General features: G+C 62.8%; 21 protein-coding genes. 14 read left to right on the forward strand and 7 right to left on the reverse strand.

Annotation, left to right across the window (positions count from 1 at the left end):
• Window positions 1-227: 227 nt before the first annotated feature.
• On the reverse strand, window positions 228-776 hold the full coding sequence (locus ACR65W_RS17660) for a type II toxin-antitoxin system PemK/MazF family toxin (RefSeq protein ID WP_434498856.1): 549 nt from the start codon (window positions 774-776) through the stop codon (window positions 228-230).
• Window positions 777-1,791: 1,015 nt separating this feature from the next.
• Between ACR65W_RS17660 and ACR65W_RS17665 the strand changes: the two genes are divergently transcribed.
• A complete protein-coding gene (locus ACR65W_RS17665) occupies window positions 1,792-2,124 on the forward strand; it encodes a DUF6477 family protein (RefSeq protein WP_434498857.1) in 333 nt (110 codons plus the stop codon).
• 73 nt (window positions 2,125-2,197) lie between these two features.
• Window positions 2,198-3,016 (forward strand): hypothetical protein, encoded by an 819-nt coding sequence (locus ACR65W_RS17670; RefSeq protein WP_434498858.1) that lies wholly within the window; start codon window positions 2,198-2,200, stop codon window positions 3,014-3,016.
• A 41-nt stretch (window positions 3,017-3,057) separates the two neighbouring features.
• Here ACR65W_RS17670 and ACR65W_RS17675 read toward each other — a convergent pair whose 3' ends face one another.
• Both ACR65W_RS17675 and ACR65W_RS17680 read right to left on the reverse strand, forming a co-directional pair.
• A complete protein-coding gene (locus tag ACR65W_RS17675; protein WP_434498859.1) occupies window positions 3,058-4,119 on the reverse strand; it encodes a hypothetical protein in 1,062 nt (353 codons plus the stop codon).
• Between the two features lie 141 nt (window positions 4,120-4,260).
• Entirely contained in the window at window positions 4,261-4,797 is a 537-nt protein-coding gene (locus ACR65W_RS17680; protein WP_434498860.1) for a SixA phosphatase family protein, read from the reverse strand.
• Between the two features lie 139 nt (window positions 4,798-4,936).
• Here ACR65W_RS17680 and ACR65W_RS17685 point away from each other — a divergent pair, with 139 nt between their 5' ends.
• On the forward strand, window positions 4,937-6,643 hold the full coding sequence (locus ACR65W_RS17685) for a hypothetical protein (RefSeq protein ID WP_434498861.1): 1,707 nt from the start codon (window positions 4,937-4,939) through the stop codon (window positions 6,641-6,643).
• Between the two features lie 42 nt (window positions 6,644-6,685).
• Here ACR65W_RS17685 and ACR65W_RS17690 read toward each other — a convergent pair whose 3' ends face one another.
• Window positions 6,686-7,486 carry an enoyl-CoA hydratase gene (locus ACR65W_RS17690; protein ID WP_434498862.1) on the reverse strand — a complete coding sequence of 267 codons (801 nt, stop codon included), beginning with the start codon at window positions 7,484-7,486 and terminating at the stop codon, window positions 6,686-6,688.
• Window positions 7,487-7,760: 274 nt separating this feature from the next.
• Here ACR65W_RS17690 and ACR65W_RS17695 point away from each other — a divergent pair, with 274 nt between their 5' ends.
• The 9 genes from ACR65W_RS17695 to ACR65W_RS17735 all read left to right on the forward strand — a co-directional run bounded on the left by ACR65W_RS17695 (window position 7,761) and on the right by ACR65W_RS17735 (window position 16,386).
• Window positions 7,761-8,804, forward strand: coding sequence for an acyltransferase family protein (locus ACR65W_RS17695; RefSeq protein WP_434498863.1), 1,044 nt, complete (start codon window positions 7,761-7,763; stop codon window positions 8,802-8,804).
• Window positions 8,805-8,897: 93 nt separating this feature from the next.
• Window positions 8,898-9,665: an SGNH/GDSL hydrolase family protein gene (locus ACR65W_RS17700; protein WP_434498864.1), complete on the forward strand. Its 768-nt coding sequence runs from the start codon at window positions 8,898-8,900 to the stop codon at window positions 9,663-9,665.
• Between the two features lie 35 nt (window positions 9,666-9,700).
• On the forward strand, window positions 9,701-10,390 hold the full coding sequence (locus tag ACR65W_RS17705) for an RluA family pseudouridine synthase (RefSeq protein ID WP_434498865.1): 690 nt from the start codon (window positions 9,701-9,703) through the stop codon (window positions 10,388-10,390).
• A 60-nt stretch (window positions 10,391-10,450) separates the two neighbouring features.
• Complete coding sequence (locus ACR65W_RS17710; RefSeq protein WP_434498866.1) at window positions 10,451-11,983, forward strand: TldD/PmbA family protein; 1,533 nt, start codon at window positions 10,451-10,453, stop codon at window positions 11,981-11,983.
• A gap of 3 nt (window positions 11,984-11,986) precedes the next feature.
• Window positions 11,987-13,321, forward strand: coding sequence for a TldD/PmbA family protein (locus ACR65W_RS17715; RefSeq protein WP_434498867.1), 1,335 nt, complete (start codon window positions 11,987-11,989; stop codon window positions 13,319-13,321).
• Window positions 13,322-13,371: 50 nt separating this feature from the next.
• Window positions 13,372-14,358, forward strand: a complete 987-nt coding sequence (locus ACR65W_RS17720; protein WP_434498868.1) for an ABC transporter substrate-binding protein — start codon at window positions 13,372-13,374, stop codon at window positions 14,356-14,358.
• Window positions 14,355-15,155, forward strand: coding sequence for an ABC transporter ATP-binding protein (locus ACR65W_RS17725; protein ID WP_434498869.1), 801 nt, complete (start codon window positions 14,355-14,357; stop codon window positions 15,153-15,155). Before ACR65W_RS17720 ends, ACR65W_RS17725 begins: the two co-directional genes overlap by 4 nt.
• Window positions 15,152-15,949 carry an ABC transporter permease gene (locus ACR65W_RS17730; RefSeq protein WP_434498870.1) on the forward strand — a complete coding sequence of 266 codons (798 nt, stop codon included), beginning with the start codon at window positions 15,152-15,154 and terminating at the stop codon, window positions 15,947-15,949. Before ACR65W_RS17725 ends, ACR65W_RS17730 begins: the two co-directional genes overlap by 4 nt.
• Entirely contained in the window at window positions 15,946-16,386 is a 441-nt protein-coding gene (locus ACR65W_RS17735; RefSeq protein WP_434498871.1) for a GNAT family N-acetyltransferase, read from the forward strand. The genes ACR65W_RS17730 and ACR65W_RS17735 overlap by 4 nt, the downstream gene beginning before the upstream one ends.
• Before the next feature lie 7 nt (window positions 16,387-16,393).
• Here the strand turns inward: ACR65W_RS17735 and ACR65W_RS17740 are convergent, their stop codons facing one another.
• Window positions 16,394-17,773 carry a L,D-transpeptidase family protein gene (locus ACR65W_RS17740; protein ID WP_434498872.1) on the reverse strand — a complete coding sequence of 460 codons (1,380 nt, stop codon included), beginning with the start codon at window positions 17,771-17,773 and terminating at the stop codon, window positions 16,394-16,396.
• A 115-nt stretch (window positions 17,774-17,888) separates the two neighbouring features.
• Here ACR65W_RS17740 and ACR65W_RS17745 point away from each other — a divergent pair, with 115 nt between their 5' ends.
• Both ACR65W_RS17745 and ychF read left to right on the forward strand, forming a co-directional pair.
• Entirely contained in the window at window positions 17,889-19,697 is a 1,809-nt protein-coding gene (locus tag ACR65W_RS17745; RefSeq protein ID WP_434498873.1) for a di-heme-cytochrome C peroxidase, read from the forward strand.
• A 122-nt stretch (window positions 19,698-19,819) separates the two neighbouring features.
• Complete coding sequence (gene ychF / locus ACR65W_RS17750; protein ID WP_434498874.1) at window positions 19,820-20,917, forward strand: redox-regulated ATPase YchF; 1,098 nt, start codon at window positions 19,820-19,822, stop codon at window positions 20,915-20,917.
• Between the two features lie 87 nt (window positions 20,918-21,004).
• On the opposite strand, the gene ACR65W_RS17755 is transcribed toward ychF, so the two are convergent.
• Both ACR65W_RS17755 and phaR read right to left on the reverse strand, forming a co-directional pair.
• Complete coding sequence (locus ACR65W_RS17755) at window positions 21,005-22,627, reverse strand: glucan biosynthesis protein (protein ID WP_434502937.1); 1,623 nt, start codon at window positions 22,625-22,627, stop codon at window positions 21,005-21,007.
• 521 nt (window positions 22,628-23,148) lie between these two features.
• On the reverse strand, window positions 23,149-23,781 hold the full coding sequence (phaR, locus tag ACR65W_RS17760) for a polyhydroxyalkanoate synthesis repressor PhaR (protein ID WP_434498876.1): 633 nt from the start codon (window positions 23,779-23,781) through the stop codon (window positions 23,149-23,151).
• Between the last annotated feature and the right edge of the window lie 44 nt (window positions 23,782-23,825).

Consider the following 23,825-nt stretch of genomic DNA (forward strand, 5'->3'; position numbering starts at 1 on the left):
CGGGCATCAGAGGCCGGCGGCTCTACTATCGCAGACCTGACGAACCCGCGAACGCTTAAGCAGCGGACGCCAAAGTTTTTGCGATGGCGCAAGGCAAAGGCCCCACCAATTAAGGCGGGGCCTTCTTGAGGTTACAGCAGACTTGTTATCGCCCTCGCTGCAACCTGCCTCCTCTCGCGAAGAGGTCTTGCAAGCCCGCTTGCGCGGTGACTGACAAGAGATAGCCGCTACCAGTGAATTGTCAATGAGTGCATCCCTAGGCGGTGGAGGGCGCATCGTCGCGCCTCCTTTAGGACTTCGGGAGAGACAGTCGGCGTCTCGTATTTACGAAAGCCAGTTTTCATTCTGTCTAGTCTATGGTCAGCAACACTAACGATCAGATCACCCTTTAGCCAAGACTCAGGGTATTTGCTTTTTGGTAGCAAGCCATCCGGCAAACGATAATGATAGGGTTCTACCGTGTGCGGCGCCTTTGAGCTTATTGGCATTACAGTGCACACTCTTGTCCACGATCTTTGATGCGCGGATATTACCAAAACTGGCCTAGTTTTATTTATCTCCGGCTGTCTGAACGCCAAGCCAAAATGACAAATCAAAATTTGCCCTGGCTTAGGTTGAAATGAGATTCCTTGGGGGTGTTGGTCATTTGCTACGGTGTCAGCAAAGTCTCTGATTTGCAGTGAGAATTTGTCGTTAGCCCGCAGGCACGCGGCCAAAGTTTGAATGTGGCGCTCATCTTGGTCGTCGTGGACGATGACCTGTATTGTCTTTGGCATCAGAAGCCCCTGATTCGGGCTTCACCTTAGCATCGGTTTTATTATGAGGCTTAGGCGGCATTTTATGCAGCCTGCGGAGCGTCTCATTCATGGGACGCATATCCACATCTGACTCATCCCGTTGAGCCATAGACGACTCCAATAGCTTCGCCGTTCCTGATACTTTCTCCGCGCCGGGCGATTCGAATTCGCGCGGTCCTTTTGCGCGCCCCCTTAAAGAGCTTGGGGTGGCACTTCGCTCCCCTTGGGGCGGCGGGGGACCTTCCCGCGCATTAAGCGAAAGGACCAAGCAATGGCTTGTCCCCTGCATATGCCCGTCAGCGTCCGCGCGTATACGCGCGGGCGCGACGGTAGAGTAGAGTCCGTGTGTAGTCACTGCCGCCGCCGGCCACGCCGGTAGGCGTGCAGGCGACGACAGTAGAAGTTCCGCGAACCCATCCTGATCCGACAGGGACGCGGCGAGTAACCAAGCAACTTAGGGGCGGCTTCGGCCGCCCTCTTTTTTCTCGTCATCGAGGACGAGAAACCGCACGAAGCACTCTCGCCATTGTTGACGCGAGCCCTCGAATCTCACAATCCTGTCCTGTTCCTTCGACGGGGGCGAATCACCCTTCCAAGATCGACTCGCTCGTCTTCTCAGGCCAGGAACTGGCGGTCCCCGCTACGGGGCCATCTAGGCGCGCCGTCGGCGCCTATTTTTTCAAGCGACGAACACCCTCCTAAAAGTCCAATTTTTTTGGACTTGATTTTAACCCATCACCATTCTGCTGCGTTCCGCAGAATCATTTATGCGTATTCGCATATGGACATTTTGTCCCCTGAAAGGGGAGCTTTCGCAACCCCGCCAACCCAAAAAATTTGGATTGGCTCCTGCCTCCTACTCAACCGCGCCGCCTGTCAGGCATTAAGATACCACGCTTGCGCGCCTTATTGTGAAAATAATCCTATTAAAGGATAAAATACTTATCCTCATCCGTTCGAGGGAAAGCATTCTGAGCGTCACGGAGGATGATCCATGACGCACAGGCCAGTTCACGCCCGGCAAGACGACCGCCCCGCCCGCTTCGCCGCAGAAGCTGGCGCGGCGCTCGACGCCGCTCTCGTCGCGGGTCTCAACGCCTATGATCGCACGAGCGCATTGGCGCGTTTCCATCGCCTGTCGCCTCAGACGATCGCCAGCGAATCGCCCGACGCGGCGCGCGCCGCGCTCAAGGAAATCGAGCGCGCGATGCGCGGTGAACGCGCCCGGCGGGGCCATTGGAGCTATGATCTCAACCGGCACATCAGCCTGCTCGTCGCCCATCGTGCCGAGACCGCGCGGCTTCATCGCCTGTTGAATGGCGGCTAGCGCGGCCGCGCTTCCGCCCTCCCGCGCAATGCTTTAAGCTTCACGCTTTCGATCAGAGACGCAAAGGTCGGCGATGTATCTGGAGAAAATTCTGGCGCTGTTGGCTGCGACGCTCGTCGCGGTCGGAGCCGGCATCGGCCTGACCTGGCTGGCCCTTAACCCCGCGCCGCGCGTGGCCGATGCGGGATCGGGGATCGCGGCGCCCGCCAACGCGCAAGTCGACAAGGGAAGCGCGCGGCAGCAGATCGAGGCCCTGATCGCCTCGACGCCGGATTATGCGCGCTATTTCGCCCGGCTCCGCGAGACCTTCACGGCCGATTACGAAGCGGCGATCAATGATTTCGCCACCCGCCTCGCGCAGACGAAGGAAGAGCAGAGCGTCGACTATTATCTGTCCGAGGCGGTGCGCCGCATCCGCACCTCGCGCGGCGCCCTGGCGGCGAAGGCCGAGCCAGAGCCGATCGCCCGCGTCTTCGAAAAGCAGCTGGAAGTGCTGCAGGCGGTGGCGCGGGAGGATAAGCGCATGTGCGTCGCCTTCCTCTACGGCGCGACCAATCTCGACTTCCAGCGATTCGCCGCCTCCCGCCGCCAGATCGTCTCGGACATGGCGCTTGCGGGATTAGAGGCGATCGTCAGCGGACAAGCCAAAAAGATCGATCGGACCGCGCCGACGGAGGCGGACTTCCGGGTGTTGGAGACCGCGCTCGCCGCGCGGGGTCTGAGCAAGGTCGAGATCGACGCGCTGCTCGACGGCAAAATGCCCACGCCGCCGCTCGAAGACGCCCGCATGTGCGGCGCCGGGCAGACCTATTTCGAAGTGCTGAAAACCCTGCCCGAACCCGCCCGCACGAAGGTCTATGGGCTGGCGCTGGAATTGATGGCGCGCTCTTAGAATTGATGGCGCGCTCTTAGAGTAGAGAAGCGCTTGGCGCGTCATGGTCCCGCATGCGACTTCGCGGGCGCCTCCAGCATCTGGCGCAGTTGCGCGACGGCGATCCGGATCAGCGCGTCGCGCGGCCGCGCCGGCCCGATCTCGACCGCCGCCATATTGGCCATCACCTTGGCCAGGTTTTCGGTCGGCAGGCCGGCGGCGGTGAACAGCGCCAGATCCTCGTTAGCGCCGCCGACGACGCCCTGGGCCACGTTGGCTGCGTAAGTGGCGATCCGCGCCAGCTCCCCCGAGCAATTCGAAACGCTAAACGGCGGCGGCCGCGGCGCTGGCGACGGCGGCAGGTCGACGACACTCGTCCGGGGCGCCGGTCGGATCAGCTCGGCGAGCTTTTCGCGCCGCGCGGGAAGCTCGGAGACGCCGGCCATGATCGAGGGCGCCGGCATGAGATCGACGGGCTTTGCGAGCGGTCGCCGCTCCGTCTTCAGATTGACCCCGCCGCGCCCATGCGCCGCCAGCCAGCGCGCGCGAAGCGTGTTTTGAATGCCGCGCGGCGCGATCGCCGTGGGCGCGACGCGCTGCGGCGCCATGCGCGCCATGCCGCCGCGCGACGCCGGCAGCCTGGGCGCGGCCGCCGGCCGCCGAGGCGCGGCGGGCGCGGCGAGGATGAGCGAACATTGCGCCGGCGCCCAGCGCTCGACGATGGCGCGCGCGGTGCGCCTTCCATAGTCGACGTAGTATCGGCGCAGCAGCAGCGCGGCGACCGCGGCGCCCTCCTCCGCCGATGCGAAGGCGACATGGCCATCGGCGTCGGCGGCGATCTCGCCGTTCCACCCCCCCGCGCTCTTGATGCACCAGTAATTGTTGAGCTTGACGCAGCGGGCCGGTTCGCCCGCCTCGGCGCCGAACGCCCGGCGGATCGCGGCGACAGGCGCCATCTCCAGCGCGAGCGCGCTTTCGAAGCGCCAATTGTCCACGGCGCGCGCTTGCGGCTGATAGGCGGGGCTCGGCGTCGCGTCGAAAGCCGACGAGGGCGCGACGAGCGCCGCCGGCGCTTTTTGCGGCGCGGCTACGGCCAGCATCGTCAGGAGCGCTTCGATCAGCATGGCCGCTCTTTGCGGGTTTGCGACTGCGCTAGATCACGCTGCATTTGGGCGGAATCGCTCAATGCAGATAACGTGATCGATTCCAAAAGTTTAGAGCGCGCTCAACGCGAAAAACCGGTTCCCACTTTTTCGCAGCGCGCTCTAGTCGGGGTCTTCCGTCGCCTCGCCCCGTAGAATGCCCGGCGTGACGAAGCGCGCAAGTCGCGCCCCGCCCCTGCCGACGTCCGCCCAATGATCGCTCTCAAAGTCAAGCATCGCCAGCGCCGCCGTTGGGAATTTAGAGCGCATCAGCGCCAAGTCATCGGCCTCGCCCGAGCCGGCGAGCCATGAGGCGAGTTCGGCAAAGCCGGGATTATGGCCAACGGCGAGCAGCGTCGCGACCTTGTCAGGCGTCTGCCGCAAAATTTCGACCAGATGGTCGACGGTCGCAAGATAAATCGTATTCTCGATCAGATGCGTGACATGGCCTGGAAAAGCGTCAAGCACCTGGTCGAGGGTCTGCTTGGCGCGACGCGCATCGGAAGCGACGGCGAGGCCCGGCATAATGTCGGCGTCTCGCAGATACTCGCCCATGCGCCGCGCATCCTCCATCCCTCGACGGGTGAGCGGACGTTGGCGGTCGCCGCCGGCCGAATGCCGGTCGGCCTTGCCATGGCGCAGGAGCAGGAGTCGACGCATGCGGCCTCTCTATCACGGCGCCGCCGCGCCGCCACGCGCCGCCCCTCGCTAAACGCCGGCTGCGACGAAACTACGCGCCTCTTTACCCCGAAAGGCGCGGCGTGCAAGCTCTCCCCCTTCGTCTTCGCAAGGTTTCCTAATGCGCAAATTGCTCGCCATCGGCGTCGTGACGTCGCTTTCGCTCATGAGTTTCGCCGCGCCTTCGCCGGGCGCCGGCGAAAAGCCGCTCACGCTCGACAATCTCGTCATCACGCTCGGCGCGACGACCTATCGTATCCCGCACATCGAAATCGAAGGCGCGAGTCTGCCGCCGGCGGAATTGGCCACGCTGTTTTTGAGCGGCGACGCCAATGTCGCGGCGCGTCTTGCGCGCATTTCGGCGCGGCGAATCGCCGTGCCGGCGATGTCGAGCGAAAGCCGCAATGAGTCGAACATTGAACGCGCCGCATATCGCAAGCTGCTCTTCGAGAATGTTGTTTCCGGACGCGCCGCGACCATGCGCGGCGACGGCGGCGAGGAAACGATCGAATCCGCGAAGGGCGGCGTTCAGCGCGTTTACTGGGGCGCCTCTATCGCCAAGGGCGTCGATCTTGCCGAACTCGCGCGTCTGGCGCTCTCCACGCGCGGCGAGGCCAATGCGCCGCTGAAGCCATTGATCGACGAGGAACTCGTCGAATCGTCGCGCCTCGAAGACGCAAGCGCCAATCTCGTTCTGACGACGGGCCGCCTGAAGATCGAGGGCGTGCGCGGGCGGGCGCTGCGGACTCCCGGCGGCAAGCTCATCGAGCGGTTCGAGAAGCACGACCCGGCGAAACCCGAGCAGGACCCTGCGTTGATGCGCGATCTCCTCGATGCGCTTCGTTCCTTCGAAGCCGCATCGATCAACGTTGACGCTGTCGTCGCCACCGGCAAGGGCGAATCCGAAGAGAAGCCATTTACGGCGAAGATCGCGCGCGCCGGCCTGCGCAAAGTGGCGGGCGCCGGCGCCGGCGAGATATTTTTCGACGATTTTTCGCTCGCCGCGTCGGACGGCGGCCATCTGTCGGTCAAGCGATTTGCGCTGAACGAAGTGCAGCTGGCTCCGATTTTAGAGGGCGCCGCCTATCCTAAGCTCGCGCGCTTCGAGGCGCGCGGCGTCGCCGCCGATATTCCCGACTCCAAAACCAACGAAACGTCGCGCATGACATTCAGCGTCGAGAACGCCAGCGCGACGTTCGATAATTTTCTTGGCTCGACGCCGACGAAATTCTCCGGCCGCGTCGACAATTTCCGCGTCGATCTCGCCGCGCGCGGCGAAACCCAGACGACATCGCATTTCCTGGCGCTCGGCTATCGCGACCTCGCGCTCTCCGGCGTCGCCGCTGGAGAGTGGCGCGAGAAAACGTCGGAAGCGGCGCTGGAGCCGGTCGCGATCGACGCGAAGAACATGGGCGTCGCGCATCTTACGGCGCTCTTCGGCAATGTCTCGAGCGCGGCCTTCTCTTCCTCGCCCCTCATTTCGCGCGCCGCCATGCTCACGACGTCGATCAAATCGATCGATCTGACGCTCGAAGGCGACGGCCTCGTCGATCGCGTGCTCGCTCTGGAAGCCAAGGAGCAGAAGACATCCGTCGACAAGGCGCGCGCCGATTACGCCAAGGCCGCCGCGACCGCGATTACGGCGCTCGGCGGCCCCGGTGCCAACGCCAAGCGAATCGCCGACGCGGTCTCGGCCTATATCGAAAAGCCGAAGCGCCTGCATCTGCGTTTTGCCGCGCCAAAGGGCGTCAACGCTATCGACGCGCTTGCCCGAAAGCCGAGCGAAATCTTGGAAAGCCTCGAAGTGGAAGCGAGCGCCGACAGGTGACGATCGCGCGGAGATGCCGCCGCGCGCGCCATCCACGCGCCGTCAGCGCCCGGAAAAATTCGGCTCCCGCTTCTCGAGGAACGCGGCGCGCCCTTCCATGTAATCGGCGCTGTCGAAGCAGGCGCTCGTCAGCGCTTCACACTGCTCATGCGACGACGCGCCGGGCAGGCCGGCGGCGGCGCGGATCGCCGCCTTGGCGGCGCGCAAGGTCAGAGGCGCGCCGCCGGCGATGGTTTCGGCCAGCGCATGCACGGCGCCTTCGAAACTCTCGCTGGCGAAAAGTCGGCTGACGAAGCCGCGCTCCTTGGCTTCATCAGCAGTCAGGCGGCGCGCCGTGTAAAAGAGGTCGAACGCGAGTTGCGGGCCGACCGCGGCGACGACATAGGCCATCGCCGCCGGCGGATAGCCGACGCCGAGCTTCGCCGCCGGAATCGCGAACGTCGCTTGCCCATCGGCGATGCGCAGGTCGCAGGCCGCGGCGATTCCGAATCCGCCGCCCATGCAAAAGCCCGACACGGCCGCGATCGTCGGCTTGGAAAGATTCGAAATCGAGTCGAAGGCCTCGACATTGGCGTTCTCATAGATGCGCCCGCCTTCGCTTGTCGCGCGCAGGTTGGAGAATTCGCTGATGTCGGCGCCGGAACAGAACGGCAGACCCGGCGCCCCGCTGATGACGAGGACGCGCGCGCCCTCCGCCGCGTCGACGGCGCGCAGCAGCGACGGCAGCGCGCGCCACATCTCAAAGTCGAACGCGTTCCGCTTGGCGGGATTTTCGATGTAGAGGCGCGCCACGCCGAATTCGATTATGACGCGAAGTTTCGGAGTCGGAGATATGATCGCCATTGTTCCTCGTACAGCAAAGTTTCAACGCCGCCGGACCGCTCGCTAGGCGCGCATGTCGGCGTGTTTTGGACCACATTCGCCGACCACTCTAAGCCGACACACACGCAAACCGACGAACCAGGCGCCAACCGCCGGGCAAGCGCTGCAATCGCGACGCCATGTCGCGCCATAAGCCCCTCGTCGCGACCTCATGCCACAGCATTCCACGCGCTGATCAAGATTAAGATCAATGCCGCATATTTAAAGGAAATCTCCTGCCAGCCGTGGAGCAGCGATGGCGATGAGACCGGACATATTCGCGTCGCCTGGCGCGCTGCGGCTAACCTTAGCCTTTGCGGTTTTCCTCCACCACACGACCAGTTTCAACCTCGGCATGTCCGCCGTGCTGGTCTTCTTCGTGCTCAGCGGCTACTGGGTCGCGGCGATGTGGAAGAACACCTATTCGAAAACGACGTCGGCCTATTTCACCTATCTCGTTTCGCGCGTGTGGCGCATCGCGCCGGTTTTCGCTCTCTGCTCGGCGATCGCTTGGGCGCTGCTGCTCTGGCGCGGCGACGCGCCCGTCGCCTTCGGCGGGCTGGTACATCAGCTCTTCTCCAACATCATGATCCTCGGCTACAGCGCGCTGCCGTTCCAGGCGAACATTCCCGGCTGGTCGCTGGACGTGGAATTGCAATTCTATCTTATCGCGCCGGCGATCATTTTTCTCATTTCGAAAAACATCTCTCTCTTGCTGATTTGCCTTGTCGTTTCGGCCGGCGCGCCCTGGCTCGGCGGCTCCGCCACGGTCGCGCCCTTCCTTTTGTTTTTTGGAATCGGCGTCGCGGCGGCGAGCCACGATTTGAAGCCCGATCGCGCCTTCGCCTATCGCGCGTTGTTCACGACGCTCGCGACGCTGTTCCTCTGCACGCTGATCTTCGCCAAGGACATGATGCTCGGCGAAAAGCCGGATCTGCTCGCCTTCAGCGACAAGATGAATCTCGTCATCGCGGTGATGATGACGCCCTGGGCGCTCTATACGACGCAGCAGGCGAGCGGCGCCAAGGACCGAATGCTCGGCGAGCTTTCCTACATCTTCTATCTGCTGCACTGGTCGGTGATTGGCGCCCTGAAGACGGGCGAAGGCTCCTATCTCGATCGCTTCCTGCTCTGCTCCGAGGCGCTGGTCATCATCTTCGTCGCCTCCTACCTGATCTGGCGGCTGTTCGATCGGCCGATCAATAGATTGCGCGCCGCCTGGGTGCATGGCCGGCTTATGGCCGCGCCGGGCGCGATCCCCTCGGCGACGCCGGCTCGCGCCGCGCCCGCATTCGGCTAGGATGGTTTCCCTGGTCCAACGTCGGATCGATCGCGCAGGGACAAGCACATCCAGAAATTTGCTTGAGTCCAGTCGCCGGGATATGGGTTCGCCATGTTCCCGGGGGCGCACAAACTGGCGTTTGTTCTGGCCGTCGTCTGCGGGCTGACGCTTCTCAGCCTGAAGCGGTCGGATGAGCCGACACTCTACTGCGCCAATGTGAACGGCGGCGGGGACGACTATAGAATCCTTGTCATCGGCGAATCCTGGGCCTCGGACGGCAAGGTCCTCCCCGAACTGCCGCGCGCCGTGTCAAAAAGACTTGAAGGCCGCGGCGTCCGGGCGTGCAGTCTCGGCTTTGCCGGCCGCAACTCACGGTTGCTCTACGCCGAACTGCGCGAGAAATTCCCCAAATACAAACTCTACCGCATGTTTGAGGACAAGAAGCCGGACAAGGTCGTCCTGATGAACGGCGTCAACGACGCGATTCAGCACGTCGGCGCATCGGCCTATGTCGAATATACGAAAAAGCTCGTCGAGTATTTTGCCGACGTCGACGACGTCGAACTTATCTCCATACCGCGGGTCAACGAGCGGAATTTCAGACCGCCGAATTTCTACAGCGCCCTCAAGCGCTCGATATTGAGCTGTTTCTATGATGACTGCGAGCGACAGGTGAATGACCTCTATCGTGTCGCGCTTTGGCGCGACCATCCCGAACTCAACACTCTCGAATATGACGCCTTCATCGATCGCTACGAAGGACACGAGCGGTGTTACACGACGGACGGCGTTCATCTGACTGACGAATATTTCCACAAATATGGAGAGTTCATCGGCGGCGCGGTTTCGCTCGGAAAGGCCGCGCCGGCCGTGAAATAGCGCCGTCTTGCCCGCCTCGCTGCTATAATCCGCTGATGGACCTCCTCTCTCGCCTGCTCCACCGCGACGGGCTGATGCTGATCATCGACAAGCCCGCCGGCGTCGCCGTCCATCGCGGACCGAAGGGCGGCGCAAGCCTTGAAGACGGCTTCGACCAGCTGCGCTTTGGCCTGCCCCGGCCGCCGGCGCTGGCCCACCGACTCGATAAGGACACGTCCGGCTGCCTCGTTCTTGGGCGCCACCGTAAGGCTCTCGAGCGGCTCGGCAGGCTGTTCAAGTCCGGCCGCATCGGCAAGACCTATTGGGCGGTGGTGGAAGGCGCCCCGGCGGGCGAGGAAGGCGAAATTGACCTCCCGCTCGGACGGCTCGATGCGACGCGCGGCTGGTGGATGCGGCCGGACCCTCTGGGTCTGCCCGCCCGAACCTCATGGCGCGTGCTTGGCGGAAGTCCGGACAACGCGCTGACGTTCATCGAATTCACGCCGCACACCGGCCGCACGCATCAGATCCGCGTGCATGCGCAGGCGATGGGGTGGCCCATTCTCGGCGATCCGATCTATGGCTCAGGTCGCCGCGAGGACTCGGCCCCTCTGCATCTTCATGCGCGCGCGGTGAGCGTGCCGATGCAGGACGGCAAGCCGCCCGTGCAAGCTGTCGCTGCGCCGCCCGCGCATATGGGCGAGGCGCTCGCCGCATGCGGATGGAACGGCGAAGCGCAACCGTAACACGGCGATTGCAAATCACCGCCGAAACGACCACCATATGAGGGAATTTTGGAGCGACCAATGGCGGCCACGCCTTCGACGACCGAAGCCTCACGCCCCAGGGGCGGCAACGCCTTCGCGTTGGACCGCGCGCTGCTTTACGATCTCGCCGATATCGCGCTGACCGCCGCGAGGCGAAACGGCGCCAGCTACGCCGACGTCAGGATCGGCGAAACTCGCCGCGAATACGCCTTCGCCAAGGACGACCGCTTGGAGAATTTCGACGAGCGCGCCTCGCAAGGCTTCGGCATGCGCGTGCTGCTCGACGGCTGCTGGGGATTTTATGGCGCGCGGCGGCTCGATCCGCAGAGCCTGCGCGATGGCGTCGAGCGCGCGCTGGAGAACGCCCGCGCGGTGAAACGGATACAATTCCAGCCGATCGCGCTCGAGCGGCTGCCATCGCATGAAGCCGAATGGATCATGCCCATGGGCATCGATCCCCTTGAAGTGTCCGCCGGCGAGAAGGCCGACCTGCTGCTTTCGATCATCGCCAGCGCGCGCGATCATGGCGCGGATTTTTGTTCAGCCTCGCTTTCGGTGACCTGCGAAGAGCGATTCTTCGCCAATAGTCTTGGCAGCCGCATTCATCAGACGCGCACGCGTGTCGCGCCGAACTTTCAGGCGACCGCCATCGACCGCGCCAGCGGCCGTTTCGCGACGCGCGACTGCCTGGCGCCAGCACGCGGCGCCGGCTGGGATTACGTCGTCGGCGCCGGCCTGATCGAGGAGGCCGCGCAGGCCGGCGAGGAGGCGCGCGCGAAACTCGATGCGAAACCCGTAACGCCAGGCGATTGCGACGTCGTGATCGACCCGACGAATCTGTGGCTGACCATTCACGAGACGGTCGGCCATTCGACCGAACTCGACCGCGTGCTGGGCTGGGAGGCGAATTTCGCCGGAACGAGCTTCGTCAAACCGCATATGCTCAACGAACTGCAGTTCGGCTCCGAATTGATGACGATCGTCGCCGATCGCGCGCAACCCGGCGCGCTCGCCACGATCGGCTACGACGACGACGGCGCCCCCGCGGAAGCCGCCGACTTCGCCATCGTCGAAAAGGGCGTGTTCAGGAATTTCCAGATGGCGCTTGGACAGGCGCATCTCATCGGCCTGTCGCATTCGAACGGCTGCGCCTATGCGGACAGCCCGACGACCTTTCCCATTCAACGCATGCCGAATATTTCGCTCAAGCCCAATCCTCAGAAATGCTCCTTCGACGATCTCATCAACGATGTCGAGAACGGCATTTATGTCGTCGGCGCGGGCAGCTGGAGCATCGATCAGCAGCGCGATAACTTCCAGTTCGGCGGACAGCTGTTCTATGAGATCAAGAACGGCAAGATCGGCGATCTGCTGCGCGACGGCGCCTATCAGGGCCGCACCACGCAATTTTGGAACTCTCTCGCAGGGCTATGCGATGCGAGCGCCTATCATCTCGACGGCACCTTCACCTGCGGCAAGGCCGAGCCGGTGCAGGTGGCGCCGGTCTCGCACGGCAGCCCTCCGGCGCTCTTTCGCAATGTGCGCGTGCTGAACACGAGCGACGACGCATAGCGCATGTTCCTTTCTTCAGACGACGCAAAGTCGATCGCCGACAATGTTCTCGCGCGCTCCAAGGCCGACGCCTGCGCCGTGCAGATTCACGGCGGCCTGGATCAGAGTCTGCGCTTCGCGCGCGGCGGCGCCACGACCAATCTTGCGAGCGCGGAAGCCAATCTGCGCATCTCGTCGCATATTGGCGGGCGCATCGGCTCCTGCAGCATCTCGCGTTTCGACGACGCGGCGTTGGCCGCCGCCGTCGCACGCTCGGAAGAGATCGCGCGGATGTTGCCCGTCGATCCCGATTATGTCGCGCCGCTCGGCCCGCAGAATTACGGCTTCTCCGACCGCTATGACGAGGCGACCGCCAATCTGCGCCTCGACGCCCTCGCCGACGCGGCGGCGCGCGTTATCGAGGAAGGCGCGCGCATCGGCGTCGACACCTTCGGCTGCGCGACGACAGCAAGGCGATTCAACGCATATGCGACGAGCGCCGGCCTCTTCGCCTATGAGCGGCGCAGCGAAATCGATCTCTCCGCCACGGCGCGAAACCGCGCCGACTCTTGGTCGGGCTGGGCCGGCGCGCATCAGTTCTTCGCGGACCGTCTCGACGCGGAGGCGATCGCGCGCGTCGCCTGCGCCAAAGGCGCGCATGATGCGACGCCCGTCGATCTCGAACCCGGCGCCTATACCGTCGTTCTCGAGCCGGAGGCGACGGCAGAGCTTGCCTTTTGGCTCATCAGAACGATGGAGGCGCGCGCCGCCGACGAAGGGAGAAGCTTCTTCGCGCGTCCTGGCGGCGGAGCGCTTTTGGGCGAGAAGCTCTTTGACGAACAGCTCACGATCCGCGTCGATCCCGCCGACCCGCTAGCGCCGGAAGCGGCCTTCGGTTTCGAGGGCGTGCCGTATCGCGCCCGCGCCTTCGTTGAGAACGGCGTTGTGACGACGCTCTATCGGTCGCGCGCCTGGGCGCAAAAGACCGAATCCGAACCAATCCCCTTTGCGAAGAATTTCGTAATGTCCGGCGGCGACGTTTCGCTGGACGACATGATCCGCTCGGTGCGGCGCGGCGTTCTGGTGACGAGACTTTGGTACACCAATATCGTCGACCGGAAGAGCCTGCTGCTGACCGGCCTCACGCGCGACGGCAATTTTCTCATCGAAAACGGCCGGATCATCGCGCCCATGCGCAACATGCGCTTCAATCAGCGGCTCGGCGAGCTGTTCAGCAACATCAAAGCGCTCGGTCCAACGCGTCGGACCTGGCGCGCGGCGGGCGAAGGCGGCGCGCCGGCGGCGCCGGCGATGCTCGTCGAAGGCTTCAACTTCTCGTCGAAGTCGAGCGGGATATAGAGCCCGCGCGCGTTCATGTATGATGCGCGCCTCGCAGCTGGAGCCGCACCATGCGCCTTTTCGCCTTGCTCATCGCTCTTCTCATCGCGGCGCCCGCCCTCGCGCTCGACAAGGTGCGTTTCGCCACCGATTGGCGGGCGCAGGCCGAACACGGCGGCTTCTATCAGGCCGTCGCCGACGGCACGTACGCACGCTACGGACTCGACGTGACCATTCTGCAAGGCGGCCCGCAGCTCAACGCGCGGCTGCTGCTCGCCGCAGGCCGGGTCGACTTCGCGATGGGCGCAAACACCATTCAGATGTTCGAATCGGTGCAGCAGAACGTGCCGGTCGTCACCGTCGCCAGCATGTTCCAGGTCGACCCGGTGATTTTCATGTCGCATCCCGGCGTCGGCCTCGATCATTTCGAAGATCTGCCGAAGGCGACGGCCTTCATCGCCAGCGACATGCGCGCTTCCGTCTGGCAATGGCTGAAGCAGGCCTATGGGTTCAAGGACCAAAACGCCAAGCCCTATAATTTCAACTCGGCGCCTTTCCTTGCCGACAAGACGTCGATTCAGGAGGGGATTCTCACCTCGGAGCCCTACGCCATCGAACGCCAAGGCGGCTTTACGGCTAACGTCTTTCTTTTGCACGACCACGGCTATGACAGCTATTCGACGACGATCGAGACGCGCGCCGACACGATCGCCAAGAGTCCCGACCTCGTGCAGCGCTTCGTCGACGCCTCGATCGTCGGTTGGTACAACTACCTCTATGGCGATAACGCTCAGGCGAACGCGATGATCCAGCGCGACAATCCGGAGATGACCGACGGCCAGATCGCCTATTCCCTCGCCAAAATGAAGGAGCGCGGAATTGTCGATTCCGGCGACGCGTTGACTTATGGCGTCGGCGTGATCACCGACGCGCGGATGAAGAGCTTTTTCGACAAAATGGCGAAGGCCGGCGTGGTTCCCGCCGACATTGATTACAGGCGCGGCTACACGCTGCGTTTCATCGGCAAGAAGGTCGGCATGGAGCTGCGGCCCAAATGACGCTGGGCGCTTCGGCAGTCAGAAAGACGCAAATCACTGCGCCCGCGCTTGTTTCATTACGCGAGGTCGGCAAGATTTTTCCAAGCGGGCTCGTCGCCCTCGCCGACTATGATCTCGACGTGCGCGAAGGCGAGATCCTGACGCTGCTCGGGCCTTCGGGCTGCGGCAAGTCGACGGTGCTGCGGCTCATCGCAGGGCTCGCGAATCCGACCGCCGGCGCGATCGACTGGCGCGCGCCTCAAATTAAGAACAACATCGGCGTCGTGTTCCAGGACGCGACGCTGCTTCCATGGGCGAGTGTCTTCGACAATGCCTTCCTGCCGCTACGGCTTAAGGGCGTTCCGCGCGAAGCTGCGTCGCCGCGCATCGAAGAGGCGCTCGCGCATGTCGGGCTCCTGGATTTCTCGCGCGCGCTGCCGCGAGAACTCTCCGGCGGGATGCGCATGCGCTGCGCTATCGCCCGCGCCCTGGTGACGCGGCCCACGCTGATAATGATGGACGAACCTTTCGCCGCGCTCGACGAGGTGACGCGCTTCAAGCTCAATGACGACCTGCTCGCGCTCAAACGCCGGTTCGGCGCGACGATCGTCTTCGTCACCCATTCGGTGTTCGAAGCCGCCTATCTCTCGACGCGCATCGTGGTGATGTCGCGGCGCGCCGGCAGAATCATCGACGAGATCGAGATCGACCCGGCGATCCCGCGCGACGACGACTATCGGTCGAGCAAGAATTTCGCCGACGTGTGCCGCCGGGCGTCGCAGGCGCTCCGCGTCTCAATCGAAGAGGCGACGCCGTGAACCCCAACCGACGCGCGATCCCCTGGCGCGACATCGGCGTGCCGCTCGCCGTGCTTTTCGCAGCGCTCGCGCTGTGGGAAGGTCTCGTGCGGTGGAAAAACATCCCGCCCTATATTCTCCCGGCGCCGAGCGTCATCCTCGCCAAGCTGATCGAGGACCGTGAACTTTTGTTCTCGTCGCTATTGGTGACGCTCGGCGTCACCATCGAGGCGCTTATCGTCGCCACGGTTTGCGGTGTGGCGCTGGCGCTGCTTATCGCCCAGTCGAAATGGCTGGAGCGCGCGCTGCTGCCCTTCGCCATCACTTTGCAGGTGACGCCGATCATCGCCATCGCGCCGCTGCTGCTGGTTTATCTGCAGCCCGGCAATGCGGTGCTGGTCTGCGCTTTTCTCGTCGCCTTCTTTCCGATTCTTTCGAATACGTCGCTCGGACTCGCCTCCGTCGACTTCGGCTTGCGCGATCTTTTCGACCTTTATCGCGCCTCGCCATGGCAGAAGTTGATCTATCTGCGCCTGCCGTCGGCGCTGCCGCAATTCCTCGCTGGCTTGCGCATCGGCGGCGGATTGGCGCTCATCGGCGCCATCGTCGCGGAGCTCGCCGCGGGCGCATCGGGTCAGGGAACCGGCCTCGCCTATCGCATCGTCGAAGCGGGATTCCGTCTCGACATTCCGCGCATGTTCGCGGCGCTGGCGCTCATCTCGCTGAGCGGGCTGGCGATCTACGGCGCGCTCGCGGCGCTGACCTATGTTCTGCTGCGCGGCTGGCACGAGAGCGTAAGAGCGCAAGACGAATGACGCTCATCCGGGACATGCGCGAGTCGGACGCCACGGCGTGGCGCAGGCTATGGGCAAGCTATAACGAATTTTACGCAACGGCTGTGCCGATAGACGTGACGGAATTGACCTGGCGCCGCCTTCTCGACCCGACCTCGGCCATGATCGGCCGGATTGCTGAAAGGGAGGGATGCATCGCCGGCTTTTCCGTCTCCGTGCTGCATGAAAGCAGTTGGACGTCCTCCCCTTCCTGTTACCTCGAAGACCTTTTCGTCGATCCAAATGTTCGGGGCGCGGGCCTGGGACGCGCGCTCGTTCAAGACCTCATCGATCTTGGACGCGCGCGCGGATGGGCGCGCCTCTATTGGCACACGCAAGCGGACAATGAACGCGCGCGGCGCCTCTATGATTCATTCGTAGAAGCCGACACTTTCGTTCGCTACCGCGTGACGCTGTAGCGCTCGTTCACTGCTCGGCGACTCCGCTCACCTCGTCCAGATGATAGACGTCGTCGCGAAAATGCACGAGGCCGTCCGCCGACGCCCAGCCGGTCATATAGACCCACGCCACCGGCACATGCTGCGTCAGCCTCGCCTCCTCGCGTTCGCCCGACGCGATTTTTGCGTTGATCTCATCCTTGCTCATCTGCGGGCCGGATTCGCCGTCAAGCAGCCAGGCCGCGAGATCGACGACGCCCTGCACGCGCACGCAGCCATGCGACAGGAAGCGATAGTCATTGGCGAAGAGATTCCGCGACGGCGTGTCATGCATGTAGACGGAATGGGAATTGGGCATCGAAATGCGGATCGAGCCCAGCGAATTGTTCGCGCCGGAATCCTGCCGCAGCGTGTATTGGGCGGCGCGCTCGCTCGCCCAGTTGATCGAGCGCGGATCGACCTCCTCGCGTTGCGCATTCAGCACGCGAATATGCGAGCGCTGCAGGTAAGACGGATCCTTCAGCATCTTTGGCGCGATCTCGTTTTTGATGATCGAGACCGGAACCGTCCATGTCGGATTGATGTTGACCGCGACGACCTTTGCATGCAGCTCCGGCGAATGGTGCTCGGGATCGCCGACGATCGCGGCGTAGCGGCGCACGACGCGATCGTCCTCCACCGCATCAACCGCCGTCGACGGAATGTTGACGACGATGTAGCGCGGACCAAAGGCGAAATCGAACGCAGTGAGCCGCTGTGCGGTGGATTCGAGCTGATGGAAGCGGGTCTCCGCCGGCACGTCGAGTTCGCGTAGCGTTGCGCCGGCGACGACGCCCGTCTGTTTTAGCCCCAGGCGATACTGAAAGCGCTTCACCGCCGCCGTGAGATCGGCGTCCCACTTCTCCTTCGCCGTGTCGATGATGCTGTCGTCTTCGGCGGCAAGGCGCCGGCGCAGCGCCGAGACCCCAGGTCCCTTCGCGCCAGGCCGAAGCGAGACGCCCACTCTCGGCCATCCGCCGAGATCGACGATCTGCCGATAGCGATCCGCCGCCTTCGAGGTGGTGAAAAATGTCTGGGGCTGCAATGCGGGCGTCGGATCGTCGGAAAGCGCCGTCTCGCGCGGGGGTGCGGGTTTTGGCTTTGGCTTTGGCTTTTTCGCGGCGGCCTGAGCGGGCGCTGGATTTGTCGCTTGCGGCGCGGCGCTGACAGGCGGCGCAGATATCACAGGCGCAGGTTCGGACGGCGCCGCGGGCGACGACGGCGCTATGGGCGTCGGCGCCGACTGCGCGGGCTCAGGCGCCGATTCGGGCGTCGATGTTTCAGCGCGAAGCGGCGCGCATGTCGCGAGCATCGTCAGCAGCGCCCCGATCAGGAGGCGAAGACGAGAAGCGGAAGGAGTTTTCTTCATTTTCATGCCATGTCGGCGCGCGCGGCGCATACAGCGGCGGCGCGCCGCCGCCCGTTGTGAATCACGCGCGCCTATGCTCTAATTTCATCGCATATTCTATTGTTTTGGGGGAGCCATGATTGCAAACAAAGCGCTGCGCACGCTATTGCGGGCGCACATTGCCGCCGCCGCGCTGCTCGCACTCGCCGCAACTCATCCTGCGTCAGCCGAAGTGAAATACGTCGATCAGGGAGCCCATTGGGCGCCGGCGGACCGCGACGATTTCTACAGCCTCGACCAGGGCGCGCGAATCATGCCGCTCAACTGGTTTAAGGCTCTGAGACATCCTGACGGCAAACATTTCCTCGATGATGGGCTGACGCGCTACGGCTATCTGCCGAATCCGAACAGCCCGACTCCCGGACTGCCGGTGGGCTTTCTCGCCGCCTCCGAACACGGCGCACAATTCTTCAGCATGACATGTTCCGCCTGCCATACGCGTCAGATCGACGTCAACGGCGTCTCGTGGCGGATCGATGGGGGGCCGGCGCTCAGCGACTTTCAAAGCCTGCTCGCCGACATCGACACGGCGTTCCAAAAAATTCTTGCCGACCAGGCCGCCTTCGACGAATTCGCCAAAGAAGCGCTTGGCGGCGACCCCAACGAACGCGCGCTCAGGAAACTGCGCAAGGAGGTCGAGGTCTGGTTCCAGCCCTACGACGTTCTGATGCGCAAATCGCTCCCCAAGCCTGGCTGGGGCGTGGCGCGCGCCGACGCCGTATCGATGATCTTCAACCGAGTCGCCGGGCTGGACATCGGAACGACATCGTCGCGGATCATCGAGCAGAACATCGCACTGGCCGACGCGCCGGTGCGTTATCCGTTCCTTTGGAACGCGGCGATACAAGATATGACGCAATGGCCGGGATTCGCCCGCAACGGCGACGACATTCTTGGTCTGGCGAGAAACGTGGGCGAGGTCTATGGGGTCTTCGGGATCTACAGACCGACGCCTCTCACGCTCGCATTGCCGCAACTCGTCAAATTCAATTCTTCCCGACTCCCCAAACTCATCAACTTCCTCAATGACTCCTCGCTCAATTATCCGGGCCTCATGCGTCTTGAGAACTTGATCCAGCAGATCGGCCCGCCGAAATGGCCATGGAGTCTCGATCCAAAACTCGTCGCGCAAGGCGAAGAAATTTTCAATCGCGATCCCAAGCAGGGCGGCTGCGCGACAGGTTGTCACGAAGTCGCGAAGGGAACGCCTCGGCTTTGTAACCTAAACACATGGAAAACGCCGCTTCAGGATGTCGGAACGGACATACGTGAATACAACGTGCTCGGACGCGAGGCGGATACCGGCGTGCTCAACGGCGCAGCGATCCCCTTTGTCCCCGGGATCGACACGCCGCTGAAGCCTAAAGACAAGATCATCAGCATTCTCGGCCTCTCGGTAATTGGATCGATCATCGAAGCGCCGCTCCATTTTGGTCTCGACGTGTTCAAGCCGATCGTTGAAGAATGCATCCCCGAGTCTCGGCAAGCCAGGACGGAGACGGCCGCCAGCCTCATTACCGCCAAGTTCTCGGCGGACCTGCAAAATCTCTATAAGAAGCCCAGCACGCAACCAGCCGCGGTCTTCGAAGCGCGGGTGATGCGCGGCATCTGGGCGGCGGCGCCCTATCTGCACAATGGCTCTGTGCCGACGCTCGCCGATCTCTTGAAGAAGCCCGCCGACCGCCCGGCCTCCTTCAAGGTCGGCCCGGCCTATGACATTGAGAACGTCGGCTTGGCGAAGGAGCAGGGCGCCTTCAGCTCGACCTACAACGCCGACGATTGCTCGAAACGCGATTCCGGCAACAGCCGCTGCGGCCACGACTTCGGGACTTCGCTTTCAGATCCCGACAAGAAAGCGCTTCTCGAATATTTGAAGAGCCTCTAGCGCGAAGGCCGCGCGCGCGACAATCGCAGCATGAAGACGAGGGGGACGCGCCTCCCCCTTGCCTTTTCTCGCGCCGCCCCGCATACCGCGCCGCAACGCGCAATCCAAAAACCGGGACGGATATGGGGTTCAAATGTGGCATCGTCGGCTTGCCCAATGTCGGCAAGTCGACCCTCTTCAACGCGCTCACGCAGACCGCCGCGGCGCAGGCCGCGAACTATCCCTTCTGCACGATCGAGCCCAATGTCGGCGAAGTCGCCGTTCCCGATCCGAGGCTTGAGGAACTGGCCAGGATCGCCGGCTCCAAAGAGATCATTCCGACGCGCCTGACCTTCGTCGACATCGCCGGGCTCGTGCGCGGCGCCTCCAAGGGCGAAGGGCTCGGCAACCAGTTTCTCGCCAATATCCGCGAATGCGACGCCATCGCTCATGTCGTGCGCTGTTTCGAGGACGGCGACGTGACGCATGTCGAAGGCGGCGTCGATCCGATCCGCGACGTCGAGACGATCGAGACGGAGCTGATGCTCGCCGATCTCGACAGCCTCGAAAAGCGCGTCGTCGCCATGGAGAAGAAAGCCAAGGGCGGCGACAAGGAGGCGAAGGAACTCGCCGATTTGATGAATCGCTGCCTTGTCCTGCTGCGCGAGGGCAAGCCCGCGCGTCTCGCCAAGGTGAGCGCGGAGGAGCGCGTCGTCTTCGCGGGTCTGGGGCTCCTCTCGTCGAAGCCCGTGCTTTATGTCTGCAACGTCGAAGAAGCGTCGGCGTCCGAAGGCAACGCCCAATCAGCGAAAGTCGCCGTGCGCGCCGCCGAGGAAGGCGCGGCCGCGGTGGTCGTTTCGGCGAAGATCGAAAGTGAGATCGCGGTGCTGCCGGCCGCCGAGCAGAAGGATTATTTGGAGGCGGTCGGCCTCACGGAGCCCGGGCTCAATCGCGTCATCCGCGCCGGCTACGACCTCCTGCATCTCATCACCTATTTCACCGTCGGGCCGAAAGAGGCGCGCGCCTGGACCATCGAAAAGGGCGTGCGCGCGCCGGCGGCGGCAGGCGTGATCCATACGGACTTCGAGAAGGGCTTCATCCGCGCCGAGACGATCGCCTATGGCGATTACATTTCAAACAAGGGCGAAGCCGGCGCGCGCGACGCCGGGCGCTTAAGGCTGGAAGGCAAGGAATACGTCGTCGCCGACGGCGACGTGATGCATTTTAGATTCAACACGTAAATTCGGCGAAGCTTGAATTCGCGCAGGCGAAGACCGTTCATCAATATCCGTGCTCCAGGATCGAAAGCCAATGGGCGCAAAAGCGCTTTACGTCATCCAAACCTGGACCAATACTGTGGCGGTTACGGGTCCATCGGGTCCGAGAAGGAATGCTCGGACCTCCGTCGGGTCTTCTTCCTGTCCGGGGACATTGAAAATCACGCGCAGATGATTCGGATCGCCGTCCGGATCCTGAACGAGAGGGATTTCTTCTCCAGGCATCGCGCCTTCGACGACAGGTCGCAAGCGCGCCAGGCCAAACCGGCCAAGGCTCTCGCCCCTGAACTCGATCATGACCTTGCGCGCATGCGACCAAACGCCTGTGGCCGGCACGGACTCGGCGACCTGGAGCGTGCGCGTCCATGGCTTCGTCATTCGGATCGCGACTGCCGGCGCAATATGCGGCGGCAATATTTCTTCCGCGTTCCAATGCAGGCGATATGATATTTGGATAGGCGTATTGACGCGCGATTTTTCGGCGGGTTTGAAAAAGGCGACGATATTGTCGGAATATTCCGACTCGGTCGGTATCTCAACAAGATGGATCGCGCCTTCCGGCCATTTGCCCAGCGGCTCCACCCAAAGATTGGGACGGCGTTCGTAAGCGACGCGATCAATATAGCTCGCGGATGAGCGGTCGCGTTGCAAAAGTCCAAAGCCGCGCGGGCTCTCGTCGAGAAACGTCGAGACGGAAAGCCGCGCGGGATTGTTCAGCGGACGCCACAGCCATTCTCCCGCGCCGTTGTGCATTAGCAGTCCGTCCGAATCATGCACCTCCAGACGCCAGTCGCGACCGGCCCAACGGTTTGTTTCGGAATACCAATACATAGAGGTCAATGGCGCGAAGCCGAGACAGGCAATGTCGTCGCGCCTAGGAAAAACAGTCGCTTCCACAGTTGTGACGACATTCGGAAACCTCTTGATTTCAAAGAAATACGCTCCAGTGACGCTCTTGCCTTCGAGCAAGGCGTACACATGATAGTCCGATCCACTTTTTTCGATCCAGAATTCGGTGAAGGCGGGAAACTCCTCCTCCTTCCCGGCGACCGCCGTATCGATCGCCAAGCCGCGCGCCGAAACGCCATATTGGTCGAGGTCTCCAGAAGAGCGAAAATACGAAGCCCCGAGAAACGACATCCAGTCTGGCGCGAGTCCTCTCTCCAGACCCTTCGGATCGCCATGCCGATGCACGCGAAATCCCGAGAAACCGGCATCGTCGGGCATATTGGCGGCGGGGCTTTCCTTCGGATATCGGAAGTCGTGCTTGCGATAACGAATTTCGCGCGCAACGCCGTCGTCAAGAAGGTGGATGCGAGCCGGATGCGGAAACAAGCGGGCAAGATGAAGAAGCGTGACGGCGCCGTCGCCATCCGGCGCGGGAAAGAGACCCCTCTCGATCGGCTGAAAAATTCGATTATGCGCGTCATAGTCGATTTGATTGACGATGCGCGGCGCGGGCGTAGGCCGAGGCGCGTAAGGGAGACTCGCCCGTTTGCGCGCTTGCTTCTTCACTTTCGAGAAGGAAAACGCCGTCGCGGGACCGAATTCCAGCGGGCGTATTGATTTCGACTTGGCGCCGGCGAACGCAACCGAAGGATGAGCGGCGCAGGCTGGCAGACTGTGGATGAGCGCTAGGAACAATCGCCGGCTCATCGAAACATTCATCGTCATGAACCTATTACTAGGCGTTTTTCGCGATTCGCGGCAAGGCTGGCGATGCATTTTCACATGATGCAAATTCAGCTGGCGATGATGCGCATCTCGGCAGGATTGTCGCGGAAACGCGACGCCGTTGACGCTTGCGGCCCGACGTGGAAAATGCGCCTAACGCCGATGATGCGGAAGAAGCCTCAACCGCTTCCGGCCAACGCCTATTTGGCGGAGACCGCTGCCCGCGCGACGCCGGACGGCTGAGTCCGGAACGCAAGGATCACGTCGAGGCCGACGACGACGTGATGCATTTCAGGTTTAATACGTAAATCCACGGAGCGTCTCTTCCTCTCCCACTTGCGGGAGAGGGCGGCTCAGCCAAAAGGCGTCTGTAAGGAGGCCCGTCGCAAGCGACGGTCTTTAGCCGGGTCGGTTGAGGGCGCTGCGATTTTCTGAACGGCGTCGACCCTCATCCGTCGTCACTTCGTGACGACGCCTTCTCCCGCAGCGGGAGAAAGATGGCCCGGCGTAACGCTGAACGCCTACCCCTGCTTCGATAGATTATCGATCCGCTTGTTCAGCTCGTCGAGCTGGCGCTTCAGGTCGGCGACGTCGCCGCCCTCCTTGCGCGCGCCGCCGGCGCCTTCTTGCTCGTCGAGCGTCGGCGCCGTGGTCATCATGCCTTCCGTCGGCACGCCGAAGGGATTGAACATGGTCAGCGCCTGACGGAAGACGGCCATGTTCTTGCGCGCCTGCTCTTCGAGCGACTGGAACGCCGCCCGAGTCGGCTCGGCGAACGGAGCGCCCCCGACGCCGAGCGCCGAGGTGAATTGATCCCGGAATCTTTGCTGTTCTTTCGTCAGCTTGTCGATCGAGAATTCGAGATAGCTCGGCACCAGCATCTGCATCGAGTCGCCGTAGAAGCGGATGAGCTGGCGCAGGAAGGCGATCGGCAGCAGGCTTTGGCCTTCTTTGCCCTCCTGCTCGAAGATGATTTGGGCCAGCACCGGACGGGTGATGTCATCGCCGCTTTTTGCATCGCACACGACGAAATCCTCGCCGCGCTTCACCATCCCGGCAAGGTCCTCAAGCGTCACATAGGTGCTCGTTCCCGTGTCATAGAGCCGACGATTGGCGTATTTCTTGATCGTGGTGGGTTTTTTCTCAGTCGCCATACGCCTGACACGCTCCCCTCGCCGCACGGCCGCCGCCCGCCTAA

This window comes from Methylocystis sp., assembly GCF_051062815.1.
In the GTDB taxonomy this organism is placed as follows: domain Bacteria; phylum Pseudomonadota; class Alphaproteobacteria; order Rhizobiales; family Beijerinckiaceae; genus Methylocystis.

What these genes read in the sequence shown, in the direction of transcription:
- ACR65W_RS17660 (WP_434498856.1), bottom strand. Translation starts at nt 776, where the DNA reads ATGCCAAAGACAATACAGGTCATCGTCCACGACGACCAAGATGAGCGC.
- ACR65W_RS17665 (WP_434498857.1), top strand. Translation starts at nt 1,792, where the DNA reads ATGACGCACAGGCCAGTTCACGCCCGGCAAGACGACCGCCCCGCCCGC.
- ACR65W_RS17670 (WP_434498858.1), top strand. Translation starts at nt 2,198, where the DNA reads ATGTATCTGGAGAAAATTCTGGCGCTGTTGGCTGCGACGCTCGTCGCG.
- ACR65W_RS17675 (WP_434498859.1), bottom strand. Translation starts at nt 4,119, where the DNA reads ATGCTGATCGAAGCGCTCCTGACGATGCTGGCCGTAGCCGCGCCGCAA.
- ACR65W_RS17680 (WP_434498860.1), bottom strand. Translation starts at nt 4,797, where the DNA reads ATGCGTCGACTCCTGCTCCTGCGCCATGGCAAGGCCGACCGGCATTCG.
- ACR65W_RS17685 (WP_434498861.1), top strand. Translation starts at nt 4,937, where the DNA reads ATGCGCAAATTGCTCGCCATCGGCGTCGTGACGTCGCTTTCGCTCATG.
- ACR65W_RS17690 (WP_434498862.1), bottom strand. Translation starts at nt 7,486, where the DNA reads ATGGCGATCATATCTCCGACTCCGAAACTTCGCGTCATAATCGAATTC.
- ACR65W_RS17695 (WP_434498863.1), top strand. Translation starts at nt 7,761, where the DNA reads ATGGCGATGAGACCGGACATATTCGCGTCGCCTGGCGCGCTGCGGCTA.
- ACR65W_RS17700 (WP_434498864.1), top strand. Translation starts at nt 8,898, where the DNA reads ATGTTCCCGGGGGCGCACAAACTGGCGTTTGTTCTGGCCGTCGTCTGC.
- ACR65W_RS17705 (WP_434498865.1), top strand. Translation starts at nt 9,701, where the DNA reads ATGGACCTCCTCTCTCGCCTGCTCCACCGCGACGGGCTGATGCTGATC.
- ACR65W_RS17710 (WP_434498866.1), top strand. Translation starts at nt 10,451, where the DNA reads ATGGCGGCCACGCCTTCGACGACCGAAGCCTCACGCCCCAGGGGCGGC.
- ACR65W_RS17715 (WP_434498867.1), top strand. Translation starts at nt 11,987, where the DNA reads ATGTTCCTTTCTTCAGACGACGCAAAGTCGATCGCCGACAATGTTCTC.
- ACR65W_RS17720 (WP_434498868.1), top strand. Translation starts at nt 13,372, where the DNA reads ATGCGCCTTTTCGCCTTGCTCATCGCTCTTCTCATCGCGGCGCCCGCC.
- ACR65W_RS17725 (WP_434498869.1), top strand. Translation starts at nt 14,355, where the DNA reads ATGACGCTGGGCGCTTCGGCAGTCAGAAAGACGCAAATCACTGCGCCC.
- ACR65W_RS17735 (WP_434498871.1), top strand. Translation starts at nt 15,946, where the DNA reads ATGACGCTCATCCGGGACATGCGCGAGTCGGACGCCACGGCGTGGCGC.
- ACR65W_RS17740 (WP_434498872.1), bottom strand. Translation starts at nt 17,773, where the DNA reads ATGAAGAAAACTCCTTCCGCTTCTCGTCTTCGCCTCCTGATCGGGGCG.
- ACR65W_RS17745 (WP_434498873.1), top strand. Translation starts at nt 17,889, where the DNA reads ATGATTGCAAACAAAGCGCTGCGCACGCTATTGCGGGCGCACATTGCC.
- ychF (WP_434498874.1), top strand. Translation starts at nt 19,820, where the DNA reads ATGGGGTTCAAATGTGGCATCGTCGGCTTGCCCAATGTCGGCAAGTCG.
- ACR65W_RS17755 (WP_434502937.1), bottom strand. Translation starts at nt 22,627, where the DNA reads ATGACGATGAATGTTTCGATGAGCCGGCGATTGTTCCTAGCGCTCATC.
- phaR (WP_434498876.1), bottom strand. Translation starts at nt 23,781, where the DNA reads ATGGCGACTGAGAAAAAACCCACCACGATCAAGAAATACGCCAATCGT.